Source organism: Leisingera sp. ANG59 (genome assembly GCF_013317235.1).
In the GTDB taxonomy this organism is placed as follows: domain Bacteria; phylum Pseudomonadota; class Alphaproteobacteria; order Rhodobacterales; family Rhodobacteraceae; genus Leisingera.
On record NZ_WLCM01000062.1, the window covers coordinates 1 to 18,134 of the forward strand.

Consider the following 18,134-nt stretch of genomic DNA (forward strand, 5'->3'; position numbering starts at 1 on the left):
ATAGATCTGCTGCCGCCTGATCTCGTGGCGCTGTGCGACCTGCGACACGGTCGCGCCGTTCTCCCCGACCGAAAGCACAATCGCCAACTTCTCGTCGTCACTCCAGCGGCGCCGACGCTCCAAGCCAAGAATTTCGCCCCGCACAGCTGCCTCCCTCCCTGTAGGAGACGTCATTAAAGACGTCTTTATGGACGTCTCTTAGCAATCTCCGGCACACACGAGCAGGCGGTTCAAATCGGGCGGTTACCATGAAGTTCATGGTGTTAGATTTGAAAAGGTCTGACAGCTGCCATCGTCGGGACTGGCTGTCCTTAGTCATCACAGCGGCTGCAAGCAGTTTTCATTAGAGTGACTGGCCTGAACTAGCCCGTGCATACATCTTCAACCTCTTTCCTGCGGGGCGTTACCGTTCACGCCCCCTGCCCGGCCGCGAGCGGCCTGGATATCCGCGCCCTGGCTCCGTGGATTGGTCCGCATCACGGTTATCGGTTGTACCGACAATGCGGCCATGCGTTTGCGGCACTTCCAGTGTTCTGGCGATCTCCGTCCGCTGAGTGACGACCTTCGTCAGCCGGGCAGTAAATCGCCCGGTCTCCTGTGCCAGGACCCGGTCCGCGGGATCATCGGATTGCGCCAGTATCCGGGCGGCTCCCGTATAGGTCCGCATGACCCTGTTGCGGCGATCAGCAATTGCCGCGTCCCAGGCATGGGTTGGAAGCACACCGTTGTTGCGCTCCAGATCCCGGCGCACCTCATTGCGCTTTTTCGCATCGATAAAGGGCTTCCCGCCGCGCTGGCGGATCTTGTAGACCGGTGTGCTTTCGCCCCGACGAGTCTTGCCGCGGGCATGCCGCGGGGTGGATTCCGCCTCGATGCCGCGCTGGCGCAGTTTCTCCGCAAAGGTATCGCGCAGATGCTGCAAATCAGCTTTCCGCAAGTTGAGTTTCACGCCATCATGCCCAACCGTACGCACCGTCAGGTGCACATGCGGATGCGGGGTGTCCGTATGGAGCGCCATGGCGTAGTCGTGGCGGCCGCCGAACTCCTGTTCCGCCAGCGCCCGCACCGCATCGTTCACACCGGTGGCATTTGTATTGCCCGGCATTGAAAAAAGAATGCTGGTGGTGATCCTTGTGCGGTCCGACGCCATGCCTGCGGCCCGCGCATCATCATGCTTCTCGATCCAGTCCCGGTATAGCTCTGAAGTGGCCTGCTTGCCTTTCAGCACCCCGACATCGGCCGTCTCCAATTCGAGCTTTCCGTTCCGGCTGATGTAATTGATGTGCTCCGCAACACGCCTCGCCTCGGTTCCCCGCGTGACCTTGATCGGGTTCCCGTGCTTGTCGGTTTTGGCTGGCTTGGTCACCTTCACCATGACCTCCGGTGTGCCTTTGACCACCCGCGCCAGGCGCGCCTTGTCAGCTGCAGAAATCGTCTGCCCGCCACGGGCAGGTAACGTCGCCCGGTTTGCTTTCACGCTCGCCTTGGACTGCTGAGGGCTGCTGCGCTTTTCAGTCTCTGCAAGTAAAAAACCGGAAGCCGCATTCCGCACCAAGCGGCCCTTCCGGGGCGGCCAGCAATCCTGAAACCCGTAGGTGTCCTTGAAGTCGCTCAATCCGCCAGCTCCTCTTCCTCGAGGCCAAGCTGAAACGCAAGCCGGCCCCTGGCGAAGTCACGCACTTGCTGCCGCAGCTCCGCCACCTCTCCGCGCAGTTGCACCACTTCCTTCCGGGCCGGGGCGTAGCTGTCCCCGGTGAAGACCCCGCGATTCATCGCATAGGCGATCTGGTTCACGTTTGTGGCCAGGCCATGTATCTGCCGCAGACCTGACATGAAACGGCGGCGGTCGCGCGCCGTCGGCTGAGGGGCTGCGCGAAACCGCGCGGTCAGCAGATTGGCCGCCAAGGTAGACGGTGTCACCCCGGCCCGCACTGCTTCCTCGGACAGCGCTTCACGGGCATCAGAGGCCAGGCGGACGGTGACCTTGCCCTCGCGGCGGGACCGCGAGGACGGCTGTGGAGGCCCTGCCGGGCCCTCCTCTTCTCCCAGAACGATATCGATGAGCTGACCCAGAAAGGCCGAAACTGTTTGCCCCTTGGCCTCTGCAACGGCTGCAAGCTGGGCATGGCGGTCTGGGGGCAAATAGGCCATCGCGGCTTTCTTTTGTGTCGGCATTTCTATCTATGGTAATGTATTTGCTGGCAATACGACTATCCTGCATTAGCGCTATAGGAAAGCGGATTTGTGGTCCCGGACCACACTTTGCGCGGCACCCTCGGTTCCGGGACAGGCTGGATCTCACCGCCCTGAGGGCGGTGAGGTGCTTCTAACAGGGGTTCATCCCCCGGCCGCATTCCCGGAGGAAATGTGGTTCCGGACCACGCACTTGGCGCCGGGCGTGCGTCGCGACGGCACCACCTCCAATGATCTGGCAAGACCAGGCATTCTGAAAACTCAGCCGGGGCATTGGCTAAGTTACGGTTCCCCGAAACCCGGCGGGATCCGCAAATGTGGTCCGGGACCACATCCCGCAAAGCAGCCTGTTGCACCGACAGGCCCCCCCCTGACTGCCGCTGGCTCCGCATCCGGCAGAAGCGAAGAATGGTCAAAACTGATTGCCCCACCGGTCCTGACAGTCTGGTCCCGGACCACATTCCTCAACTGAAAACGCGCCGCCCTCCGGACAGCGCGTTGTTCAATACTTGGATCTGCAACGCCCTTCGCGCCCGGTCAGTCCGCCCGGCAAACATACAGGCGGCCCGCTTCCTTGAAAGGCATACTGGAGCGTTTACAGTGCGACGACCTCGATCATTTCCAGCTCCGTCAAAGGAACCTCCTCCACCCGGCTCCCGTTTTCAAAACTCGCCAGGATGGATTTCGAGTTGGAGGCAATCTGACCCGTCAGGAGGCGGCCGAAAGCATGGCCATGCGTGCAGCGCACGCAAACCGTGCCATCAATGACTACTGTCGGCGCTTGGCCTATGCCATACCCGCTTGGAGCCTAGGTGCCCACGGTGCCGTTCTCAAGTTGTGTATTTTCTGACAGCCCCTCTGACCACCACTTGGCAACCGCCGCGGTGTCAAAGTCGCGCTGCAATCCAATTGCGACGATATGTGTCGCCATGTCCACCGGAGCGGGGCGAAGGACGGTCCGCGGCCCAACCGTCTGCACCTCCCACGACAGGCCATCCGCCGTCCGCACGATCCCCTTCATTCGCAGAATGCCGGCCGGCCTTGAACTGAGCGCGGCTTCCAGAGACTGGCGGTTGGCGTGCCCCCCGGCGCTGGTGTCCCAGCGCACATAATCCGGGTGGCGGCCGGCAGCGGCCAGCTGCAAACCGGCGCTGGCGTGCTGCAGCACGGCCGGAGCCAAAACTCCCGGCAGCTGGCCGGCCAAAATTCTCCCCCGGGTCAGCCGGCTGATCTGCGCAATGGCAGTGCCTTCGTCCTCCGCTTCATCCGTGCGCAGGATGATCAGATCGCCGCTTTTGATCTGCTGCCGGTACTGGGCTCCAATCATCGGATCACCGGCCAGACCGGCGAACATGCGGGAATCGACCACCGTGACGATGCCCGCATAGTCCAGCTCAGGTTCGGCTAGGGCCGCATTGGCAATCCGGGCCGGATCGGCGATGCCGCTGGCCTCGATCAACAGGTGATCGGGACGTGGTCGCCGGTCCAGCGCATCGGCCAGCGCCATGAATAGATCGGCGCCCATCGTGCAGCACACGCAGCCATTGGTGAGCTCGATAGTGCCGCCGCTAGCGTTCCGGATCAGCGCAGCGTCGATATTGACGGCGCCGAAATCGTTGACCATCACCATCAGCGACAACCCGTGATCCTCGGCCAGAATCCGATTGATCAGGGTTGTCTTGCCGGCCCCCAGATATCCGGAGACCACCGTGACCGGGAGCGGCGGAAGCGTCATCCCAGATGCACTCTGCCGCCAAGAACCGTGGCCTTGACAGCAATATCCCTGAGGTGCTCCGCACCGACTTCGAACGGGTCGGCGTCCAGCAGAACAAAATCCGCCCGTTTGCCCGTCTCAATGGAGCCGATCTCGGCGTCGAGCTTCAGGGTTTCCGCCGCGCCCAAGGTGATTGCCCGCATCGCCTCGGCCACGGTGATACGTTGGCTGGCACCCAGTATCCGACCTGATGCCGTGACCCGGTTGACCGCGCACCAGGCTGTGAACAGCGGCGCCAGCGGCGTGATCGGCGCGTCGGAATGGATGCCCAGGCACAGCCCGGCATCCAGCGCCGAGCGGGCCGCGTTCATACGCCGCGCACGATCTTCGCCAATTGTCAGCGCCGCGTGCTGATCGCCGAAATACCACAGGTGGTTGGCAAACAGATTGACCGAAATTCCCAGCCGGGCGCAGCGCCGGAAATGCGCGGGCGTCATCATCTGCCCATGCTGAAGAACATGGCCATGTCCGGCCCAGCCATGCCGGGCCATCGCGGATTCGATTGCATCGATGGCCACATCCGCAGCTTCATCGCCATTCACGTGAATATGCATCTGGATGCGCTCGCGATGCATCACATCGCACAGGGTGCGGATTTGATCAGGCGCTGTGTTCCAGATCCCATTCGGCTGCCCGCCGACATAGCCGGGCCAGTTCACCCGCGCCGTCCAGCCCTGGATCGAGCCATCGGTCATCAGTTTCACCGCGCCCAGCCTCAGTTTTTCGGTGGAGCTTTCAGCCAGCTGGCGGACCAGCCCGGCAGCATCCTCGGCCTGCCCGCCCGCAACGCCGAGCGCAGGCACCAGCCGCACGGGATAATCCGGATCAGAGGTGACCCGCACCAGAGTCTCCAGGTCGCTGCCCTCGATCTGGGCGTAAAGATCCGTCACCGTGGTCACGCCAGCCCGCCGCGCCGCAGCGCCATAGGCGCGGATCGCGCTTTCCCTCTGGCTAAGCGCACGGAAATCGATCTTCAGGCGGCGCATGACCGGGAACATCGCCGCCATTTCCTGCAACTCGCCTGTCGGGGCGCCCTGGCCGTCCTTGACGACTCCCTCGGCCTGCGTGTCCTGATCGAAACCGGCAAGCTCCAACGCCGCGGAATTCACGCACATCAGGTGCATGTTGGAAAACAGAACCGCGATCGGACGCGTGCTGCTGACCTGGTCGAGATGGGCGCGGCCCAGGCGTTCCTCGTTCAGGTAAATCGGGTCAAACCCCCAGGCCACAAGCGGGGCACCATCGGGCAATTCGGAATTGCGCTGCGACAGCGTGGCTATCAGGTCTCCAAGCGATTTCGACGCCGGCCAGACACGGCCGTTGGGGTCTGTCCGCTCGAAATAGCCCGCATAGGCGTAGTCCCAGATGCCACCTTCGATCAGATGCGCATGGCCTTCCACGAAACCGGGCATCAGCACCCCGCCGGCCAGCCGGTCATCCCGCGTGCAGGCGCCCCACTGGTCTGCGCAACCGGCACCGCCCACCGCAAGAATGCGCCCGCCCCGTACCGCGACATGGGTGGCCTCGGGCAGGTTCGGATCCATCGTCACGATCTTCTTGGCCTGGAATACAGTAATGCCGGACATGCGAAGCCTCCCTTTTGCCAGTATCAATAGCGCGATTGCATTATTTGGAAAAATGGATTTACTGGACCGAGAAGCCCGGAAAAATGTTGCAAGCATGAATTTCACCCTCAAGCAGCTGCGCTATCTCGAGGCCGCGCTGCGGTCCGGATCGATCGCAAAGGCGGCGCAGGAGCTGAATATCTCGCAGTCCTCGGTTACGGCCGCCATCGACCAGCTTGAAGACATGATCGGGGCCGAACTGTTCCGCCGGATTCCTGCCAAGGGGATTATCCCGACCCGGATCGGCACGCAGGTCGGCGAGCGCGTGGCTGAATTCCTGAGTCAGGCGCGGATCTTCGAATCCGACCTTCTGTCGATGACCGGCAATCCGCGCGGCACGCTGCGGCTGGCCTGTTTCGAACCCACGGCACCCTATGTGCTGCCGGAACTGCTCAAGCAGATATCGGTTCAGTATCCAGACATCCGCATGGAGATCATCGAAGGCGACATGGCAGCGATCAGCACGGCTCTGCGCGACGGAGCCGTCGATCTGGCTCTGACCTACCTGCTGGAAACTCACCCCGACCACCTTTTCGCACCGTTTTTCGCAGCCCGCCCCTTTGCACTGATCCCGGACACTTGGCCGTTGTGCGGCAAGCCTGCCATCAGCCTGAGCGATCTGTCGGATTACCCGTTCATCATGCTCGATCTACCGGGCACGCGGAACTATTTCGACGCTTTGTTTTCGGCTCAGGGGGCAAAGATGAAAATTGCCCATTCCACCAAGTCCGGCGCAGTACTCCGCGGCCTAGTTGCAGCCCAGTTCGGATATGCACTTCTAAACATCTGCGGGCCGGCCGACCGCGATCATGGCACCGGCTATACTGCCGTTCCGCTTGCCGGAGACATCGACTCGCCAATGTACGGTGCGGCCTATGTAACCCGGCTTGACCAGTCCCCGATCGTTCGTGCCGCGGTCTCCATCGGGCTGGCCTTGGCGCGCGAGGGCCGTTTCGACCGCCTGTGTCTCGCACCGCATTAACTGCATTTAATGTACTTTTCACCCCCCGAAAACAATGTTTGCTGGGGTTAGCATGTTGAGTAGCCTGTAAGCGAACGCTGGATCCGGGTGCGAAACCCGCTCCTGGACGGTCTAGCGGATCGTGTCCGGCGCTGCAGGTTGCCAAAGCGGCCGGCAAAAAGGCGCGGCCCCGTAAACCGGGCCTGCGCCGCAACTGGGAGGACCAAAATGATCAGACGACACATTATGAAACTGTCCGCCACCGCGCTGCTGGCCGGCGTGATCGGTCTTGGCGGGCTGCCGGCCAAGGCCGCCGACGTGACCATGAACCTGGGCTTTGGCGCCCCCGAAGCCTCGATCTACGGGCGGTTCGGTTCGCTGTTCAAAAAGCATGTCGAAGAACAATCCGGCGGCAGCATCGAGGTCAAGCTGCGCTGCTGCAACCAGATCTCCAGCGAAGACGAAGCCTTCAAGGCGATGCAGCTTGGCACCGTGGACGGGTTCGTGATCACCCTCAACAACATCTCGCCGCACTGGCCGCTAATGGATGTCACCGTGCTGCCTTACATCTTCCAAGATGGCGATCACCTGCGCCGGGTCACCGACGGGCCGGTCGGGCAGTTCATGAAGGACAAGCTGCAGGCCGACACCAGCGTGCATCTCCTGGCCTGGGGCCCGGCGCTTTACCGCGATTTCTATAATTCCAAACGCCCGATCAACACCATGGCCGACATGGCGGGGCTGAAGATCCGGGTACCCAAAAACGAGGTCATGCTGGCCACCTTCGAGGCGTTCGGCGCCGAGCCGGTTCCTCTGGCCTGGTCCGAGACACCAACGGCCCTGCAGACCGGCACCGTCGATGGCGGGGACAACGGCACCTCCTTCATCCGCGACATGAAATTCTACGAATTCGAGCCGCATCTGGTTATCCTCGAGCATTTCGTCGCCATGTCGCCGATCTTTGCATCCGACCACTTCATGAAACGGCTCACCGGCGAGCAGCGCGCAGCCATCATGAAAGGAGCGGAACTCGCAAGCAATGAGATGCGCGAGGAGTTCCAGGCCGAGACCGAGGAAACCCGGAACTGGCTGGTGACAGAAGGCGGCATGACGATGACGCGTCCCGACAAGGCCGATTTCATCGCCGCCGCCAGGAAAGTCCAGCAGGAGTTTGCCGAGAACCGCGGCGCTGACTTCATCGATCTGGTCCAGCAGATCCAGAACGCCGCGAACTAAGCAGCGGCTGAACGCCCGGGGCGCAAATTGTGCCCCCGGCTCCTGATCCGGAAATGAACTCAGCGGGGTACCCGGCATGGGCGCGTTAAAGTGGCTTGAACGACATTTCGAAGAACTGATTTGCTGTATCTGTCTTGTAATCATATCGGTCTGTGTCTTTGCCCAGGTGGTGTCGCGCTACGTGTTTTCCTCGGCGCTGCAATGGACTGAGGAAGTGGCTGCAATGTGTATGGTCTGGGCGGTCTACAGCGGTGCCGCACTCTGCGTGCGGGAACGGTTCCACATCCGCATCCTGGTCGGCGTCAAGGCGCTGCCGCAGCAACTGGGACGGGTCGTTATCTTCATCGCCGACCTGTTCTGGGCGGTCTTCTGCCTCTTCATGCTCAAGGTCGGCTGGGATTACCTCCTGGTCGCCTGGAAATTCCCAACCGTCAGCCCCAGTCTCGGCATCAATCAGTTCTACCCGCAAACGATCCTGGTGGTCGGCTACGCCCTGATGCTGATCCGGCTGGTGCAGCAATATATCACCTGGATGCGCGACGGCGGCCACGGCCTGCCCGGCATGCTGGATGAGGAATGGGGTGATACGGTCGACGAACGGGAGCACCAGATATGAGCCCGCTTCTGATCCTCGTCATCGTTTTCGTTCTGCTGACGCTTATCGGTACCCCGCTTTTCGTCTCGGTCGGCCTGACTACGGCACTGGCGCTTTACATCATCGAAATTCCCTACACGCTGCTGGCCCAGACCGGCTACGGCAGCCTGACCCCCTTCCCGCTGCTGACCATCCCGCTTTTCGTGCTGGCTGGCCGACTGATGGAGGTCGGCGGCATGGCGCAGCGCATGATCGCCATTGCCACCAATCTTGTCGGGGCCTACCGGGGCTCAATGGGACTGGTCACGGTCTTTGCCTGCATGTTGTTCGCGGCGCTGTCGGGCTCTGGCCCGGCGACCACGGCCGCCATCGGCTCGGTCACGGTTCCGGCAATGAAACGCGAAGGCTACGACGTGCCCTTCGCCGCCGCGATCACCGCCAGCGCCGGTGCGCTAGGCAGCCTGATCCCGCCGTCCAACCTGCTCATCATCTACGGGCTGGTGTCGGAAACTTCGATCCCCCGCCTGTTCCTTGCCGGGCTGGTTCCGGGACTGCTGGTCACCCTTCTGCTGATGGCCACTACCTACCTGGTCGCCCGACGCCGCGGCTATGGCGGCGATGGCGACCCCTTTTCCTGGGGCCCGTTCCTGCGCGCCGCCTGGGATGGAAAATGGTCCGTCGGGGCGCCGGTCATCATTCTGGGCGGGATCTACGGTGGGGTCTTCACACCGACCGAGGCGGCCGGTGTGGCGGTGTTCTACGCCTTGTTTGTGGGACTGTTCATCTACGGCGAACTGACAGTGCGGAAAGTCATCGAGTCCCTGCGCTTTACGGCCCTTCTGACCGGGATCCTGATCCTGCTGACTCCCACCCTCGCCTTCGGCCAGCTGACTGCATTTTACGACGTGCCCGCAACCGTGCAGCAAGGGATCACCGCGATCACCAACAACCCGATCCTCGTTCTGTTCCTGATCGGCATCTTCTACATCTTCATCGGCACATTTATGGAATCAATCGCGCAGGTGATCCTGTTCACCGCAGTGTTCCTGCCTCTGGTGACCTCGTTGGGCGTCGATCCGGTTCTGTTCGGCATCTTCACGGTTGTCACCTGCGAGATTGGTTTCCTCACCCCACCGTTGGGGGCGAATCTGACCGTCGCAGCGCGGATTTCGGGCATCTCGATCGAACGGATCTCCGTCGCGGTGCTGCCCTTTATCCTGGCCTACATCATCGGGCTGGTCATCCTGATCCTGCTGCCGGACCTGACAGTGTTCCTTCCCAACTGGCTGTACGGCCCGACCAAATAGGGAGTTCTCCAATGTTCGACACCATTCTTCAGGGCGGCCATGTCATTGACGGCACCGGCGCGGCCCGTTTCCAGGCCGACGTGGCGCTGAGCGGAGGCAAGGTTGCCGCCATCGGCCGGCTGAACGAGGAAGACGCTGCCGAGGTGATCGATGTCTCGGGGCTAGTGGTGACGCCGGGGTTCATCGACATGCACACGCATTCCGATTTCACCCTGCTGGCCGACGGCCGCGCAGAAAGCCAGGTCCATCAGGGGGTGACGACCGAGGTAATCGGGCAATGCGGCATCAGTTGCGCGCCGGTCTGCAGCCATGACGCCATTCCGTCCGTGTCGCCGTGGTACAACGACAAGGTCGATCACCCGCTTTGGCACTCGTTCGGCGATTATCTCAATGCGCTCGACGGCGTCGGCCTGGGTGTCAACGTGCTGGCCTTTGTCGGCCACGGCACGATCCACCGCGCGGTGCTGGGGGATCAGCTCCGCGCCGGTGAGCCGGAAGAGATCGACGCCATGTGCAGGCTGCTGGAAGAGGCGATGGATGATGGCGCAGGCGGGTTTTCGACCGGCTTGGAATACTGGCCCGGCTCGCTTGCGGCCCCCGAACACCTTGTGCCGATGTGCGAGGTCGCAGCCAAGCGCGGACGCCTCTATGCAACCCATGTCCGAAATCGCGACACCCATTACGACGTCGGGTTTTCCGAGGCGATCGCAACCGCGCGGCAAGCCGGTGCGCGGCTTCAGATATCCCATATCCAGCCGAAATTCGGCGCGCCGGATTATGCGATGGAACACACGCTCGAGATGATTGATCTTGCGCGACAGCGGGGCGTGGACATCGCTTTCGACGTGATCCCGCATGACTGGAACAACACTCTGATGGCTGCGATTCTGCCCAAATGGGCGCAGGAAGGCGGCATCGACGGGGTTCTGAAACGGTTGTCCGACCCCGAAGCACGCGCCCGCATCAAGGCCAACCCGCAGCCCATGTGGCTGATCGTGAAGGCGCGCCAGTGGAAAGATATCGTCCTGCTCAATGCGAGCGAGAACAAGGATCTGATCGGTGCGGACTTCGAGGAGATCGGCAGGCTGCGCGGTGTCGACCCCTATGACGCCGTGCTCGATATCCTGCTAGAGGAAGGCAGCAATATGATGGGCACGATCTGGGCCTCGAAATCCTTCCGCAATGCGGATGTCGACCTGTGCTTGCAACAGCCGGAGTGTGGCGTGATCTCGGACACGATCGCCGTCGCCAATGACGGCGTCCTCAAGGACGCCGTCGGCTCGCTCAGCGGCTATGGCTGGACCGCGCGGTTCCTGCAGCATTATGTGCGCGACCGCCAGGTGGTGAGCCTCGAGGAAGGTGTGCGCAAGCTGACTTCGCTGCCAGCCGCCCAGCTGGGGATCAAGGACCGCGGGCGCATCGCCAAAGACCAACAGGCCGATATCTGCGTTTTCGACCCTGCTTCGATCGCCAGCAACTGCACGGCCCGCCAGCCCCGCAGCTATGCAAGCGGCGTTGCCCACGTCGTGGTCAATGGCCAATTCGCCATGAAAAACGGAGCGCGAACCGCGTCAAACACTGGAACCGTTCTCAGAAATACCGGCACCTAGGTTTAGATGTGTGTATGCCTCCAGCGGAGGCATACGGAAAAACCGCCCCGGCAAACGTAAAAGCGGTCTGCTTCATTGAAGGGCATACCGGAGCTTTTAAAGCGCGACGACCTCGATCAGCTCCAGCTCCGACAAAGGAACCTCCTCCACCCGGATCCCGTTTTCAAAACTCACCAGAATGGATTTCGGACTGGAGGCAAGCTGGTCCGTCAGAAGGCGGCCAATAGCTCCGCCGTGCTTGCAGATGATGGCAGCCCCCCTGCCCGCCTGAACCTTCTGCGCACCAGCCACGCTTTGCATCTCCGGCTCTTTCGCGGTTCCGCCTTGGTCCAAGGATGAGGTCTGGACAGCGGCCGTGTTGCCGCCAGCTTGCATTTCAGGGGTGTGGATTTGATCGCTGTACCGGCCTTCTACGTCTTTCGCGGTACGGGGAACCTGGACTGGGCCCGCAGGATCTTGGGCCAATCTGGAACGCAATCTCGCAACAGTCACCCGCGAAACATCCGCCGCATCGGAAGTCTGCATAAATTCTTCCACATCTTCCGGGTTCTTCTTCCAAAGCGCATAGAGGTCGGACAAGGCCCGGACCGGGACATCCTTTTCCGCCAACTGCTGCAGCGGCTCAGGCATCCCAACGACCGCTGCAAACCGGGAGACTTCGCTTTCTCCCCACCCTAGCGCGCTGGCAATGTCGCTCCGGGACTTGCCAGCTTCGCGCATGGCTGACACGGCAGTGGCGATTTCAAAAGTGGTGAGACCGTCGCGCTGCACATTCTCGGTAAGCTGCGCCATGCGCAGTTCCTCGGTCATTTCCCGTTCAATGGCCGGGATCGATTGCAGGCCTGCCAGTTTCGCGGCGCGGTAGCGCCGCTCCCCCATAATGATCAAATGCCTGCTGTCGCCATTGAGCGGTCGGACGGTGATCGGCTGCAGGACGCCTTGCACACTGATGCTTCCCGCCAAGGATGCAAGCTTGTCTTCGCTAAAGTGTTTGCGCGGCTGCTCCGGATCCGGTTCGATTAAATCGAGAGGGATATCACGCGGGCCCGCTTGACCTGCTTTCCGGGGCGTTCGCATCAGGTCATTGAGGGCACCTGCCTCCTTCAGAGAAGACAACATGGACCTGTTGACCCGGGAGCTGGAACCGCCGTCGCTCATGTGCCAGCCTCCACATTTTCAAGGAACCATTCAAAAAAGGCCTGAAACTCGGCCGCGGCCTCGCGACCGCTTCTGGTTGAAACTTCACTGACCGGCATGCCTTCCGCCTCGGCCTTTTCATAGGCTGTCCGGTTACGGATCGCGTGCGGAATGATGAGCTGCGGAAACTCCGCTGCCATAACCCGCAGGGACTCGCGCTCCATCTCCTTCACCGCGTCAAAACGGGACGGCAGCAGTCCCAGGAACTTCACATCCGGGTTGATCTCCCGGACTTCTACCAGTGCTTTCAGAACGGTCTTGATCCCGTCTACGGAAAACCGCTTCAGCTCAATGGGTGCTAGAATGTAGTCGGCTGCCAGCATCGCCCCATAGACGGTTGCGCTGTAGGTCGGCGGTGTGTCGATGATACAGAAGTCCGCCCCTTTCAGCGCCCGCAACGCTCCGGCCGTGTTGCGCAGAATGGCATCGTCCCGGACGACCGGTATGTCGGCATGCCCCTCGATTAGCACCAGCTCGCCGGGGGCGGCCGTAAATTCAAGCGGGTTCCCCGCCTCCACCAAATCGAGCGCGTTGCCGGCCACCCGCTGAGCTGGCAGCGCAGTTGTGAGATTGCACTGGCTATCGAGATCAACTGCCACCGCGGAGTAACCCGCCAGCATCAAAGAATAAGCAAGCTGTGTGGCGACAGTCGTCTTACCGGTGCCGCCCTTGTTGTTTGTAATTACTATGGTTTTCAATATTCAGTCTTTCCTCGCAGCGCTCGCCCACCCTTGAAGAACCCTGGCCGTCAAATGGCACCCGGCGGGTTCTTCTGGGGTTCAGCAATCACATCGGGCGCGGCGGCAATATTTGAATGCGTCTTGTTTCGGTCACCGGATCTTGCTGAAGGCCCTTCATCAGACAGAACCTGGCACAAGCACCGAGGCGGCGGTTGTTAAGGAATGCACGGTATATGAGAGGGTTCCGGGCTTCCCCCGTGAGGCTCCAGAAAAGAATATCTTCCATGCAGGCCTCTCCCCTTGCGTGCCATCACCACCGGAGGTTGAGATATCTGTCACCTCGCAGGACATCAATCGCCAATGTGCGATCGCTCCTGCAGTTCTAAGCCACGCGGGTCAGCGCGGTTCAATGCTCTACCGCGCTTTGGCGATGATGCCATCTTTGCCAACAGCTGCGATGCTATCGGAAGTGCGGCGTGTCAGGTCCACCCCGTCGGCGGAGATGCTGGCTTCCGCGAACTCTGTCTTCTTCAGCACAGATCCGTCTGCCTCCACCCAGGTGGTCTCGCTGCTGCTTTCGCGGGTGATAGATCCATTATGGCTGATCCGGACCGAAATGCCCGCCACCGCAACCGATACTGAATCTTCCGTCACAAGAACCCCGTTCCAGGCATCCGGGAAATCGCGGCGCAGGACAATCTTGTCCTGGCGCAGCTTGATTTGCACGTCCTGGTCCGTGTCCCCTGCTGCGCTTCTGACCACAACAAAGGCTTCCTGCTCGCTTGGGTCATTGTGAATACTTGCACTGGCATTCTTCGGCGGCCACACCTTCGGGGCTGCGCGCCGCGCGCCTTTCTGGTCCCGGTGGAAACCAATATACAGCTGGGCAGAGCGCCAGGTTTGGCGCAAGGAATTCACAAGTTCAGACATTGGACTTAATCCTCAACAGAATGTGCGCGCACCGGACCAAGTCGGGTCCTCCTAGCGCTGCTAGTTTTGCTCAAATTCATTGCTGCGGGCGTGCTGACTGACCTCGGCCAGTCAGCAGCCCAAAAGTTCATAGGGTATTGGCAGCACGGTTAGGACAGGCCCTTACCCCATGCAAGCCAAGGTTCTGCTTACGCCTGGATGGCGCCGTGATGACGCGCCTCCCGTGCGTAATCCACAAGCGGCTTCGACGGTACCCAGTAAAGGTCGCGTTCGATCCTCAAGCCAAAGGGACCGCGGACTGCCACTAGTTCCGGGATGTACACGCTGCCCAGCTCGGGACAACCCATACCCAGATCACATAGTCCGAAGGCGATATTTTTGTCTTCAGGATCAATTTCGCTGATTAGCCAGGTTGCGGCGCCCCAGGGTGTGAATAGCTTCACCACCGGCTGACGCGACATGTCCTCAGCAATCTCCCCTGCCCTCTCCCGTGCAGCAATTGCCCCGTTCTGCAGCAGTTTCTCAAATTGGCCTTTCGTAAACAGGTTCATACCAAACGTCTCCTTTGTGTCATGGCCATCGGGAGGTCCCCTTTGGCTCTGGTTTTGAGCAGAGCCCTGCAAGGGCGCCGTCTCTAAAACCTGACCCGCTGGCGAAGCGTGGGGGGTAGCAACTGCAACCGGAAACCGATGGGAGTGGTGCGGCCCGCAGGCGCAGCCGAGGACACGGTCCCGGCGGTTTCCGGTTGCGGGCGCGTGGGGGCAAAGCCCCCTAGCAATCCGTCGCAGCGGCGTTCGGCTTGCCCGAACCCCAAGACAAACAAGAAAAGCAGGTTTCGCAGAAGCAGGGAAAACTGGCCCTTCCGTTTTCTTGCAGCAACTTGGCGCCTTGCCAGCGTGATCACCGCAAAACTTGAAAGTCAGTAATTTCTATACTATTTTCTGACAAGGAGATATGCCATGATCATGTCCAAGATAAAACAACGCATCATCGGGAAAGGCCGCGGGTCAATTTTCACGCCGACGGATTTTCTGGATATCGGATCCCGCGCGAGCGTGGACCAGGCTCTGTCGCGGCTGGCCGGCCAAGGTGTAATCCGCCGCCTGACCCGGGGACTCTACGACTACCCCAAGAAAAGCCAGCGCTTCGGTTTGCTGTCGCCGTCTGCTGATGACATTGCAAAGGCAATCGCACGCAAGGACAATCAGATCCTTCAGCCCTCCCCTGCCATGGCCGCCAACCAGCTGGGCCTTTCCACGCAGGTGCCGTCCAAGCCGACTTATCTGACCGATGGCCCAACACGCACCAAGACAATCGGACGGCAAGTGATCCAGTTTCGGAACGCTTGCTCCAAAACCCTTGTTGGAGCGGGCCAGAAGACCGGCGCGGTATTCCAGGCACTGCGCTATGTCGGGAAAGACCGGATCGATAATCACGTAATCGATAAACTGGCTCAGACGCTGAATAACCGTGACCGGGCCCTGCTCTCCAAACAAAGCAAGCACGTACCCGCCTGGATGCACCCTATCGTTCAGCAGATCGTCACGCAGGCCTGAGAATATGGAGAAGTTTGCCAACGACACACCTGAAAACCGGGAGGAAGCCTTTCAGGAAACCGCCGCGCAGCTTGGATTGTCCAAAGCGATTGTCGAGAAGGATTTCTGGGTCTGCTGGTCTCTCAAACAGTTGTTCGCCCTGCCCACCTTTGGAGATCATATGATCTTCAAAGGCGGAACATCCCTTTCCAAAGCTTATAACGTAATCCACCGCTTTTCCGAAGATGTGGATCTGTCCCTCGAACGGACACAGTTTGGCTTTGACGGCGATCGGGATCCAGAAAACACTGACCTATCCGGCAAAAAACAAAAACAGCTTCTCCAGGAACTGCAGGATGCGGCCGGAAAAATAGTCACCGGGCATCTTCTTGATGAAATCAAAACTGCATTTGATGCTGGTTTGGAGCAGGAGTTTTCACTGCAGGTTGACCGCAGTGATGCGCAAACACTGCTCTTCAGTTACCCATCAATCGCAGCATCGTCAGATAGTTACGTTAAACCTGCGGTTCGCTTTGAATTTGGTGCACGGGGTGTCCACCTGCCTGCCGAAGACCGGAAGATTTCCCCATACCTGCACCAGGCCTTTCCGGATCTGCTGGACACTGGCGAGATCGAAGTGAAGGTTTTAGGTGTCGAGCGCACCTTCTGGGAAAAGGCAACAATCCTGCACATGCTCTACCATCAGGATACCGCCAAGCCACTCGCTGACCGCATGTCTCGCCATTACTATGATATGGCTCAGCTTATCGGCCATGAGGCCAGGTCCCGGGCGCTCAGCAGCCTTGATCTCCTGGATCAAGTTGCGCATCACAAGTCGGTTTTCTTCAAGGCAGCCTGGGCCAATTATCAAGATGCAAAACCGGGCACGCTGCGATTGATGCCAAATAAAGAACTCACAACCGCATTGCGCAAGGACTACGCTGGAATGCAGGAAATGATCATAGGACAAGCCCCTGACTTCGATGAAAACCTGCACGCACTTGAAGGCTTCGAGGCTGAAATCAATAGCTGAGTACAACGACTAAATTCTGATTGAATTAGTATCCAGGTCTAAAGCCTGCCACTTGTCACAAATGACATTATCTGCTTTGACAACGTCAAAACGAAAACACAGGTGAGACATGACGATAGATCTGAGCGGACTGAATGCGGCTGAACTCAATGCTCTGGCCAAGGAAATTGAAGCCCGCAAAGTTGAAGTGGAAAAAGAAGCGAAGCAAAACGCCTATTCTGAAATGCTGGCCATCGCCGACAAACACGGTGTGCCCTTCGAAGAGGTAATTGCGCTTCATGGCGCTAAGGGCCGAAAGTCCGGCGCAAAAGCACCGGCCAAATACGCCAATCCGGAAGACGCATCCCAGACATGGAGCGGTCGCGGGCGAAAACCGGCTTGGGTTCACGAAGCATTGAAAGCTGGCAAGTCCATTGAGGACCTTGAGATCTGAAGATCCTAAGCTTTATTTGCGCCAACCTGCGCAACAATACATTGCTTCAAGAAGGCAGCGGGCCGGCGGCGTTCAGCCGCCGCGCATCCTCTTGACTACCCCTGTGTTGCCAAAAAGCCGGACACAAGACCCAGCCCCTGCTTCAGGACTTCCGGCCCATTGGCATAGCCGATGCGCACATAGCGCTCCATGCCCAGGGCCGACCCCGGCGTGAACATCACCCCGGTTTCCTTCAGCAGCGCCACGCAGAACTCGCGCGAAGTCATCGGAAGATCGTATTTCAGCAGCGTAGTGGTGCCGGATCGCGGCTTCACCCAGGAGATCCGCGGTTCCTGTTCTACCCACGCCTCCAGGATCGCCAGATTGCCGAGGGTGATCCGCTGGCTGCGCGCCAGCACCTGTTCGCGGTTTTCCAGCGCCAGCGCGGCAAAGTGATCGTCGATCATGCCCACCGAGATGGTGTCGTAATCGCGGTGAATGGCCACCGCCTCGATTACCTCCCTCGGCCCGGCGATCCAGCCCAGCCGCAACCCGGCCAGGGAATAGGCCTTGGACATACCGGCGGTGGAAATCCCCTTTTCATAGATATCCGCGATCGAGGCGGTCATCCCGTCCCCCTCCTGATCGGTGCCGCGGTAAACCTCGTCGCACAGGATCCAGGCACCCGCCTCGCGGGCAATGGCGGCGATCTCCTCCAGCATCGCCCGGTCCATCAGCGCGCCGGTCGGGTTGTTGGGATTGTTGATGGCAATCAGCTTCGTCCCCGGCGTCACCTGTGCCGTAAGGCTCCGGCGGCGGCCGCCTGATCCCGGGATCGATCCGATGGTAAGTCCGGCCTTATGTCCGACTTCAATAACCGCCCTCAAATCGAAGTTCTTTCCGCTGCCGATGGTGATCGCCGCCGGTATTGGTCAGATGATGATAAACTGCGCATCGTGGAGGAGAGCTTTATCGGCCACCGACAAGCGGCTGCCACAGCGCGGCGGCATGGCATTTGCCGGTCGCTGCTGACCACCTGGCGGCGG

The 18,134-nt window shown here is 60.3% G+C and carries 20 protein-coding genes and 1 pseudogene; 9 read left to right on the plus strand and 12 right to left on the minus strand.

Annotation, left to right across the window (positions count from 1 at the left end; all coding sequences use genetic code 11):
- The 6 genes from GKC28_RS26955 to GKC28_RS24385 form a co-directional block, all read right to left on the minus strand.
- Positions 1-174, minus strand: a 174-nt coding sequence (locus GKC28_RS26955; protein WP_217434166.1) for a transposase, incomplete at its 3' end; no start/stop codon positions are given.
- 229 nt (positions 175-403) lie between these two features.
- Positions 404-1,615, minus strand: coding sequence for a relaxase/mobilization nuclease domain-containing protein (locus GKC28_RS24365; RefSeq protein WP_174149548.1), 1,212 nt, complete (start codon positions 1,613-1,615; stop codon positions 404-406).
- Positions 1,612-2,151: a plasmid mobilization relaxosome protein MobC gene (gene mobC, locus GKC28_RS24370; RefSeq protein WP_174149549.1), complete on the minus strand. Its 540-nt coding sequence runs from the start codon at positions 2,149-2,151 to the stop codon at positions 1,612-1,614. The genes GKC28_RS24365 and mobC overlap by 4 nt, the downstream gene beginning before the upstream one ends.
- 637 nt (positions 2,152-2,788) lie before the next feature.
- The gene (locus tag GKC28_RS24375) at positions 2,789-2,941 is read right to left on the minus strand and encodes a hypothetical protein (protein WP_174149550.1); all 153 of its coding nucleotides are present in this window, start codon (positions 2,939-2,941) and stop codon (positions 2,789-2,791) included.
- Positions 2,942-3,001: 60 nt separating this feature from the next.
- Positions 3,002-3,928, minus strand: a complete 927-nt coding sequence (locus GKC28_RS24380; RefSeq protein ID WP_174149551.1) for a GTP-binding protein — start codon at positions 3,926-3,928, stop codon at positions 3,002-3,004.
- Positions 3,925-5,553, minus strand: coding sequence for an amidohydrolase (locus tag GKC28_RS24385; protein WP_174149552.1), 1,629 nt, complete (start codon positions 5,551-5,553; stop codon positions 3,925-3,927). Before GKC28_RS24385 ends, GKC28_RS24380 begins: the two co-directional genes overlap by 4 nt.
- 94 nt (positions 5,554-5,647) lie before the next feature.
- Between GKC28_RS24385 and GKC28_RS24390 the strand changes: the two genes are divergently transcribed.
- The 5 genes from GKC28_RS24390 (at position 5,648) to GKC28_RS24410 (ending at position 11,301) form a co-directional block, all read left to right on the plus strand.
- Positions 5,648-6,574 carry a LysR family transcriptional regulator gene (locus tag GKC28_RS24390; protein WP_174149553.1) on the plus strand — a complete coding sequence of 309 codons (927 nt, stop codon included), beginning with the start codon at positions 5,648-5,650 and terminating at the stop codon, positions 6,572-6,574.
- A 207-nt stretch (positions 6,575-6,781) separates the two neighbouring features.
- Positions 6,782-7,789 (plus strand): TRAP transporter substrate-binding protein, encoded by a 1,008-nt coding sequence (locus GKC28_RS24395; protein WP_174149554.1) that lies wholly within the window; start codon positions 6,782-6,784, stop codon positions 7,787-7,789.
- A 76-nt stretch (positions 7,790-7,865) separates the two neighbouring features.
- On the plus strand, positions 7,866-8,405 hold the full coding sequence (locus tag GKC28_RS24400; RefSeq protein ID WP_174149555.1) for a TRAP transporter small permease: 540 nt from the start codon (positions 7,866-7,868) through the stop codon (positions 8,403-8,405).
- Complete coding sequence (locus GKC28_RS24405; protein WP_174149556.1) at positions 8,402-9,691, plus strand: TRAP transporter large permease; 1,290 nt, start codon at positions 8,402-8,404, stop codon at positions 9,689-9,691. The genes GKC28_RS24400 and GKC28_RS24405 overlap by 4 nt, the downstream gene beginning before the upstream one ends.
- Positions 9,692-9,702: 11 nt before the next feature.
- Entirely contained in the window at positions 9,703-11,301 is a 1,599-nt protein-coding gene (locus GKC28_RS24410; protein WP_174149557.1) for an amidohydrolase family protein, read from the plus strand.
- Between the two features lie 96 nt (positions 11,302-11,397).
- Here GKC28_RS24410 and GKC28_RS24415 read toward each other — a convergent pair whose 3' ends face one another.
- The 5 genes from GKC28_RS24415 to GKC28_RS24435 all read right to left on the minus strand — a co-directional run bounded on the left by GKC28_RS24415 (position 11,398) and on the right by GKC28_RS24435 (position 14,659).
- On the minus strand, positions 11,398-12,459 hold the full coding sequence (locus tag GKC28_RS24415) for a ParB/RepB/Spo0J family partition protein (RefSeq protein WP_254604391.1): 1,062 nt from the start codon (positions 12,457-12,459) through the stop codon (positions 11,398-11,400).
- Positions 12,456-13,196, minus strand: a complete 741-nt coding sequence (locus tag GKC28_RS24420; RefSeq protein ID WP_174149558.1) for a ParA family protein — start codon at positions 13,194-13,196, stop codon at positions 12,456-12,458. The genes GKC28_RS24415 and GKC28_RS24420 overlap by 4 nt, the downstream gene beginning before the upstream one ends.
- A gap of 88 nt (positions 13,197-13,284) precedes the next feature.
- Entirely contained in the window at positions 13,285-13,464 is a 180-nt protein-coding gene (locus GKC28_RS24425) for a hypothetical protein (RefSeq protein ID WP_174149559.1), read from the minus strand.
- Positions 13,465-13,592: 128 nt separating this feature from the next.
- Complete coding sequence (locus tag GKC28_RS24430; protein WP_174149560.1) at positions 13,593-14,108, minus strand: hypothetical protein; 516 nt, start codon at positions 14,106-14,108, stop codon at positions 13,593-13,595.
- A gap of 188 nt (positions 14,109-14,296) precedes the next feature.
- Positions 14,297-14,659: a DUF2958 domain-containing protein gene (locus tag GKC28_RS24435; protein ID WP_174149561.1), complete on the minus strand. Its 363-nt coding sequence runs from the start codon at positions 14,657-14,659 to the stop codon at positions 14,297-14,299.
- Between the two features lie 408 nt (positions 14,660-15,067).
- Between GKC28_RS24435 and GKC28_RS24440 the strand changes: the two genes are divergently transcribed.
- The 3 genes from GKC28_RS24440 to GKC28_RS24450 all read left to right on the plus strand — a co-directional run bounded on the left by GKC28_RS24440 (position 15,068) and on the right by GKC28_RS24450 (position 17,109).
- Positions 15,068-15,664 (plus strand): DUF6088 family protein, encoded by a 597-nt coding sequence (locus tag GKC28_RS24440; RefSeq protein ID WP_174149562.1) that lies wholly within the window; start codon positions 15,068-15,070, stop codon positions 15,662-15,664.
- A gap of 4 nt (positions 15,665-15,668) precedes the next feature.
- Positions 15,669-16,676 (plus strand): nucleotidyl transferase AbiEii/AbiGii toxin family protein, encoded by a 1,008-nt coding sequence (locus tag GKC28_RS24445; protein ID WP_174149563.1) that lies wholly within the window; start codon positions 15,669-15,671, stop codon positions 16,674-16,676.
- Between the two features lie 109 nt (positions 16,677-16,785).
- Positions 16,786-17,109, plus strand: coding sequence for an H-NS family nucleoid-associated regulatory protein (locus tag GKC28_RS24450; protein WP_174149564.1), 324 nt, complete (start codon positions 16,786-16,788; stop codon positions 17,107-17,109).
- A 95-nt stretch (positions 17,110-17,204) separates the two neighbouring features.
- On the opposite strand, the pseudogene GKC28_RS24455 reads toward GKC28_RS24450, so the two are convergent.
- Positions 17,205-17,888, minus strand: a pseudogene (locus GKC28_RS24455) (aminotransferase class I/II-fold pyridoxal phosphate-dependent enzyme); the annotation flags it as partial.
- A 60-nt stretch (positions 17,889-17,948) separates the two neighbouring features.
- On the opposite strand from GKC28_RS24455, the gene GKC28_RS24460 reads away from it, so the two are divergent.
- Positions 17,949-18,134 (plus strand): transposase (locus GKC28_RS24460; RefSeq protein ID WP_174148636.1); only part of this gene is annotated, 186 nt, incomplete at its 3' end.

Coding starts and splice junctions, on each gene's coding strand:
- GKC28_RS24450 (WP_174149564.1), top strand. CDS start 16,786: ATGACGATAGATCTGAGCGGACTGAATGCGGCTGAACTCAATGCTCTG.
- GKC28_RS24380 (WP_174149551.1), bottom strand. CDS start 3,928: ATGACGCTTCCGCCGCTCCCGGTCACGGTGGTCTCCGGATATCTGGGG.
- GKC28_RS24435 (WP_174149561.1), bottom strand. CDS start 14,659: ATGAACCTGTTTACGAAAGGCCAATTTGAGAAACTGCTGCAGAACGGG.
- GKC28_RS24430 (WP_174149560.1), bottom strand. CDS start 14,108: ATGTCTGAACTTGTGAATTCCTTGCGCCAAACCTGGCGCTCTGCCCAG.
- GKC28_RS24385 (WP_174149552.1), bottom strand. CDS start 5,553: ATGTCCGGCATTACTGTATTCCAGGCCAAGAAGATCGTGACGATGGAT.
- GKC28_RS24390 (WP_174149553.1), top strand. CDS start 5,648: ATGAATTTCACCCTCAAGCAGCTGCGCTATCTCGAGGCCGCGCTGCGG.
- GKC28_RS24425 (WP_174149559.1), bottom strand. CDS start 13,464: ATGGAAGATATTCTTTTCTGGAGCCTCACGGGGGAAGCCCGGAACCCT.
- GKC28_RS24395 (WP_174149554.1), top strand. CDS start 6,782: ATGATCAGACGACACATTATGAAACTGTCCGCCACCGCGCTGCTGGCC.
- GKC28_RS24415 (WP_254604391.1), bottom strand. CDS start 12,459: ATGAGCGACGGCGGTTCCAGCTCCCGGGTCAACAGGTCCATGTTGTCT.
- mobC (WP_174149549.1), bottom strand. CDS start 2,151: ATGGCCTATTTGCCCCCAGACCGCCATGCCCAGCTTGCAGCCGTTGCA.
- GKC28_RS24410 (WP_174149557.1), top strand. CDS start 9,703: ATGTTCGACACCATTCTTCAGGGCGGCCATGTCATTGACGGCACCGGC.
- GKC28_RS24445 (WP_174149563.1), top strand. CDS start 15,669: ATGGAGAAGTTTGCCAACGACACACCTGAAAACCGGGAGGAAGCCTTT.
- GKC28_RS24400 (WP_174149555.1), top strand. CDS start 7,866: ATGGGCGCGTTAAAGTGGCTTGAACGACATTTCGAAGAACTGATTTGC.
- GKC28_RS24405 (WP_174149556.1), top strand. CDS start 8,402: ATGAGCCCGCTTCTGATCCTCGTCATCGTTTTCGTTCTGCTGACGCTT.
- GKC28_RS24440 (WP_174149562.1), top strand. CDS start 15,068: ATGATCATGTCCAAGATAAAACAACGCATCATCGGGAAAGGCCGCGGG.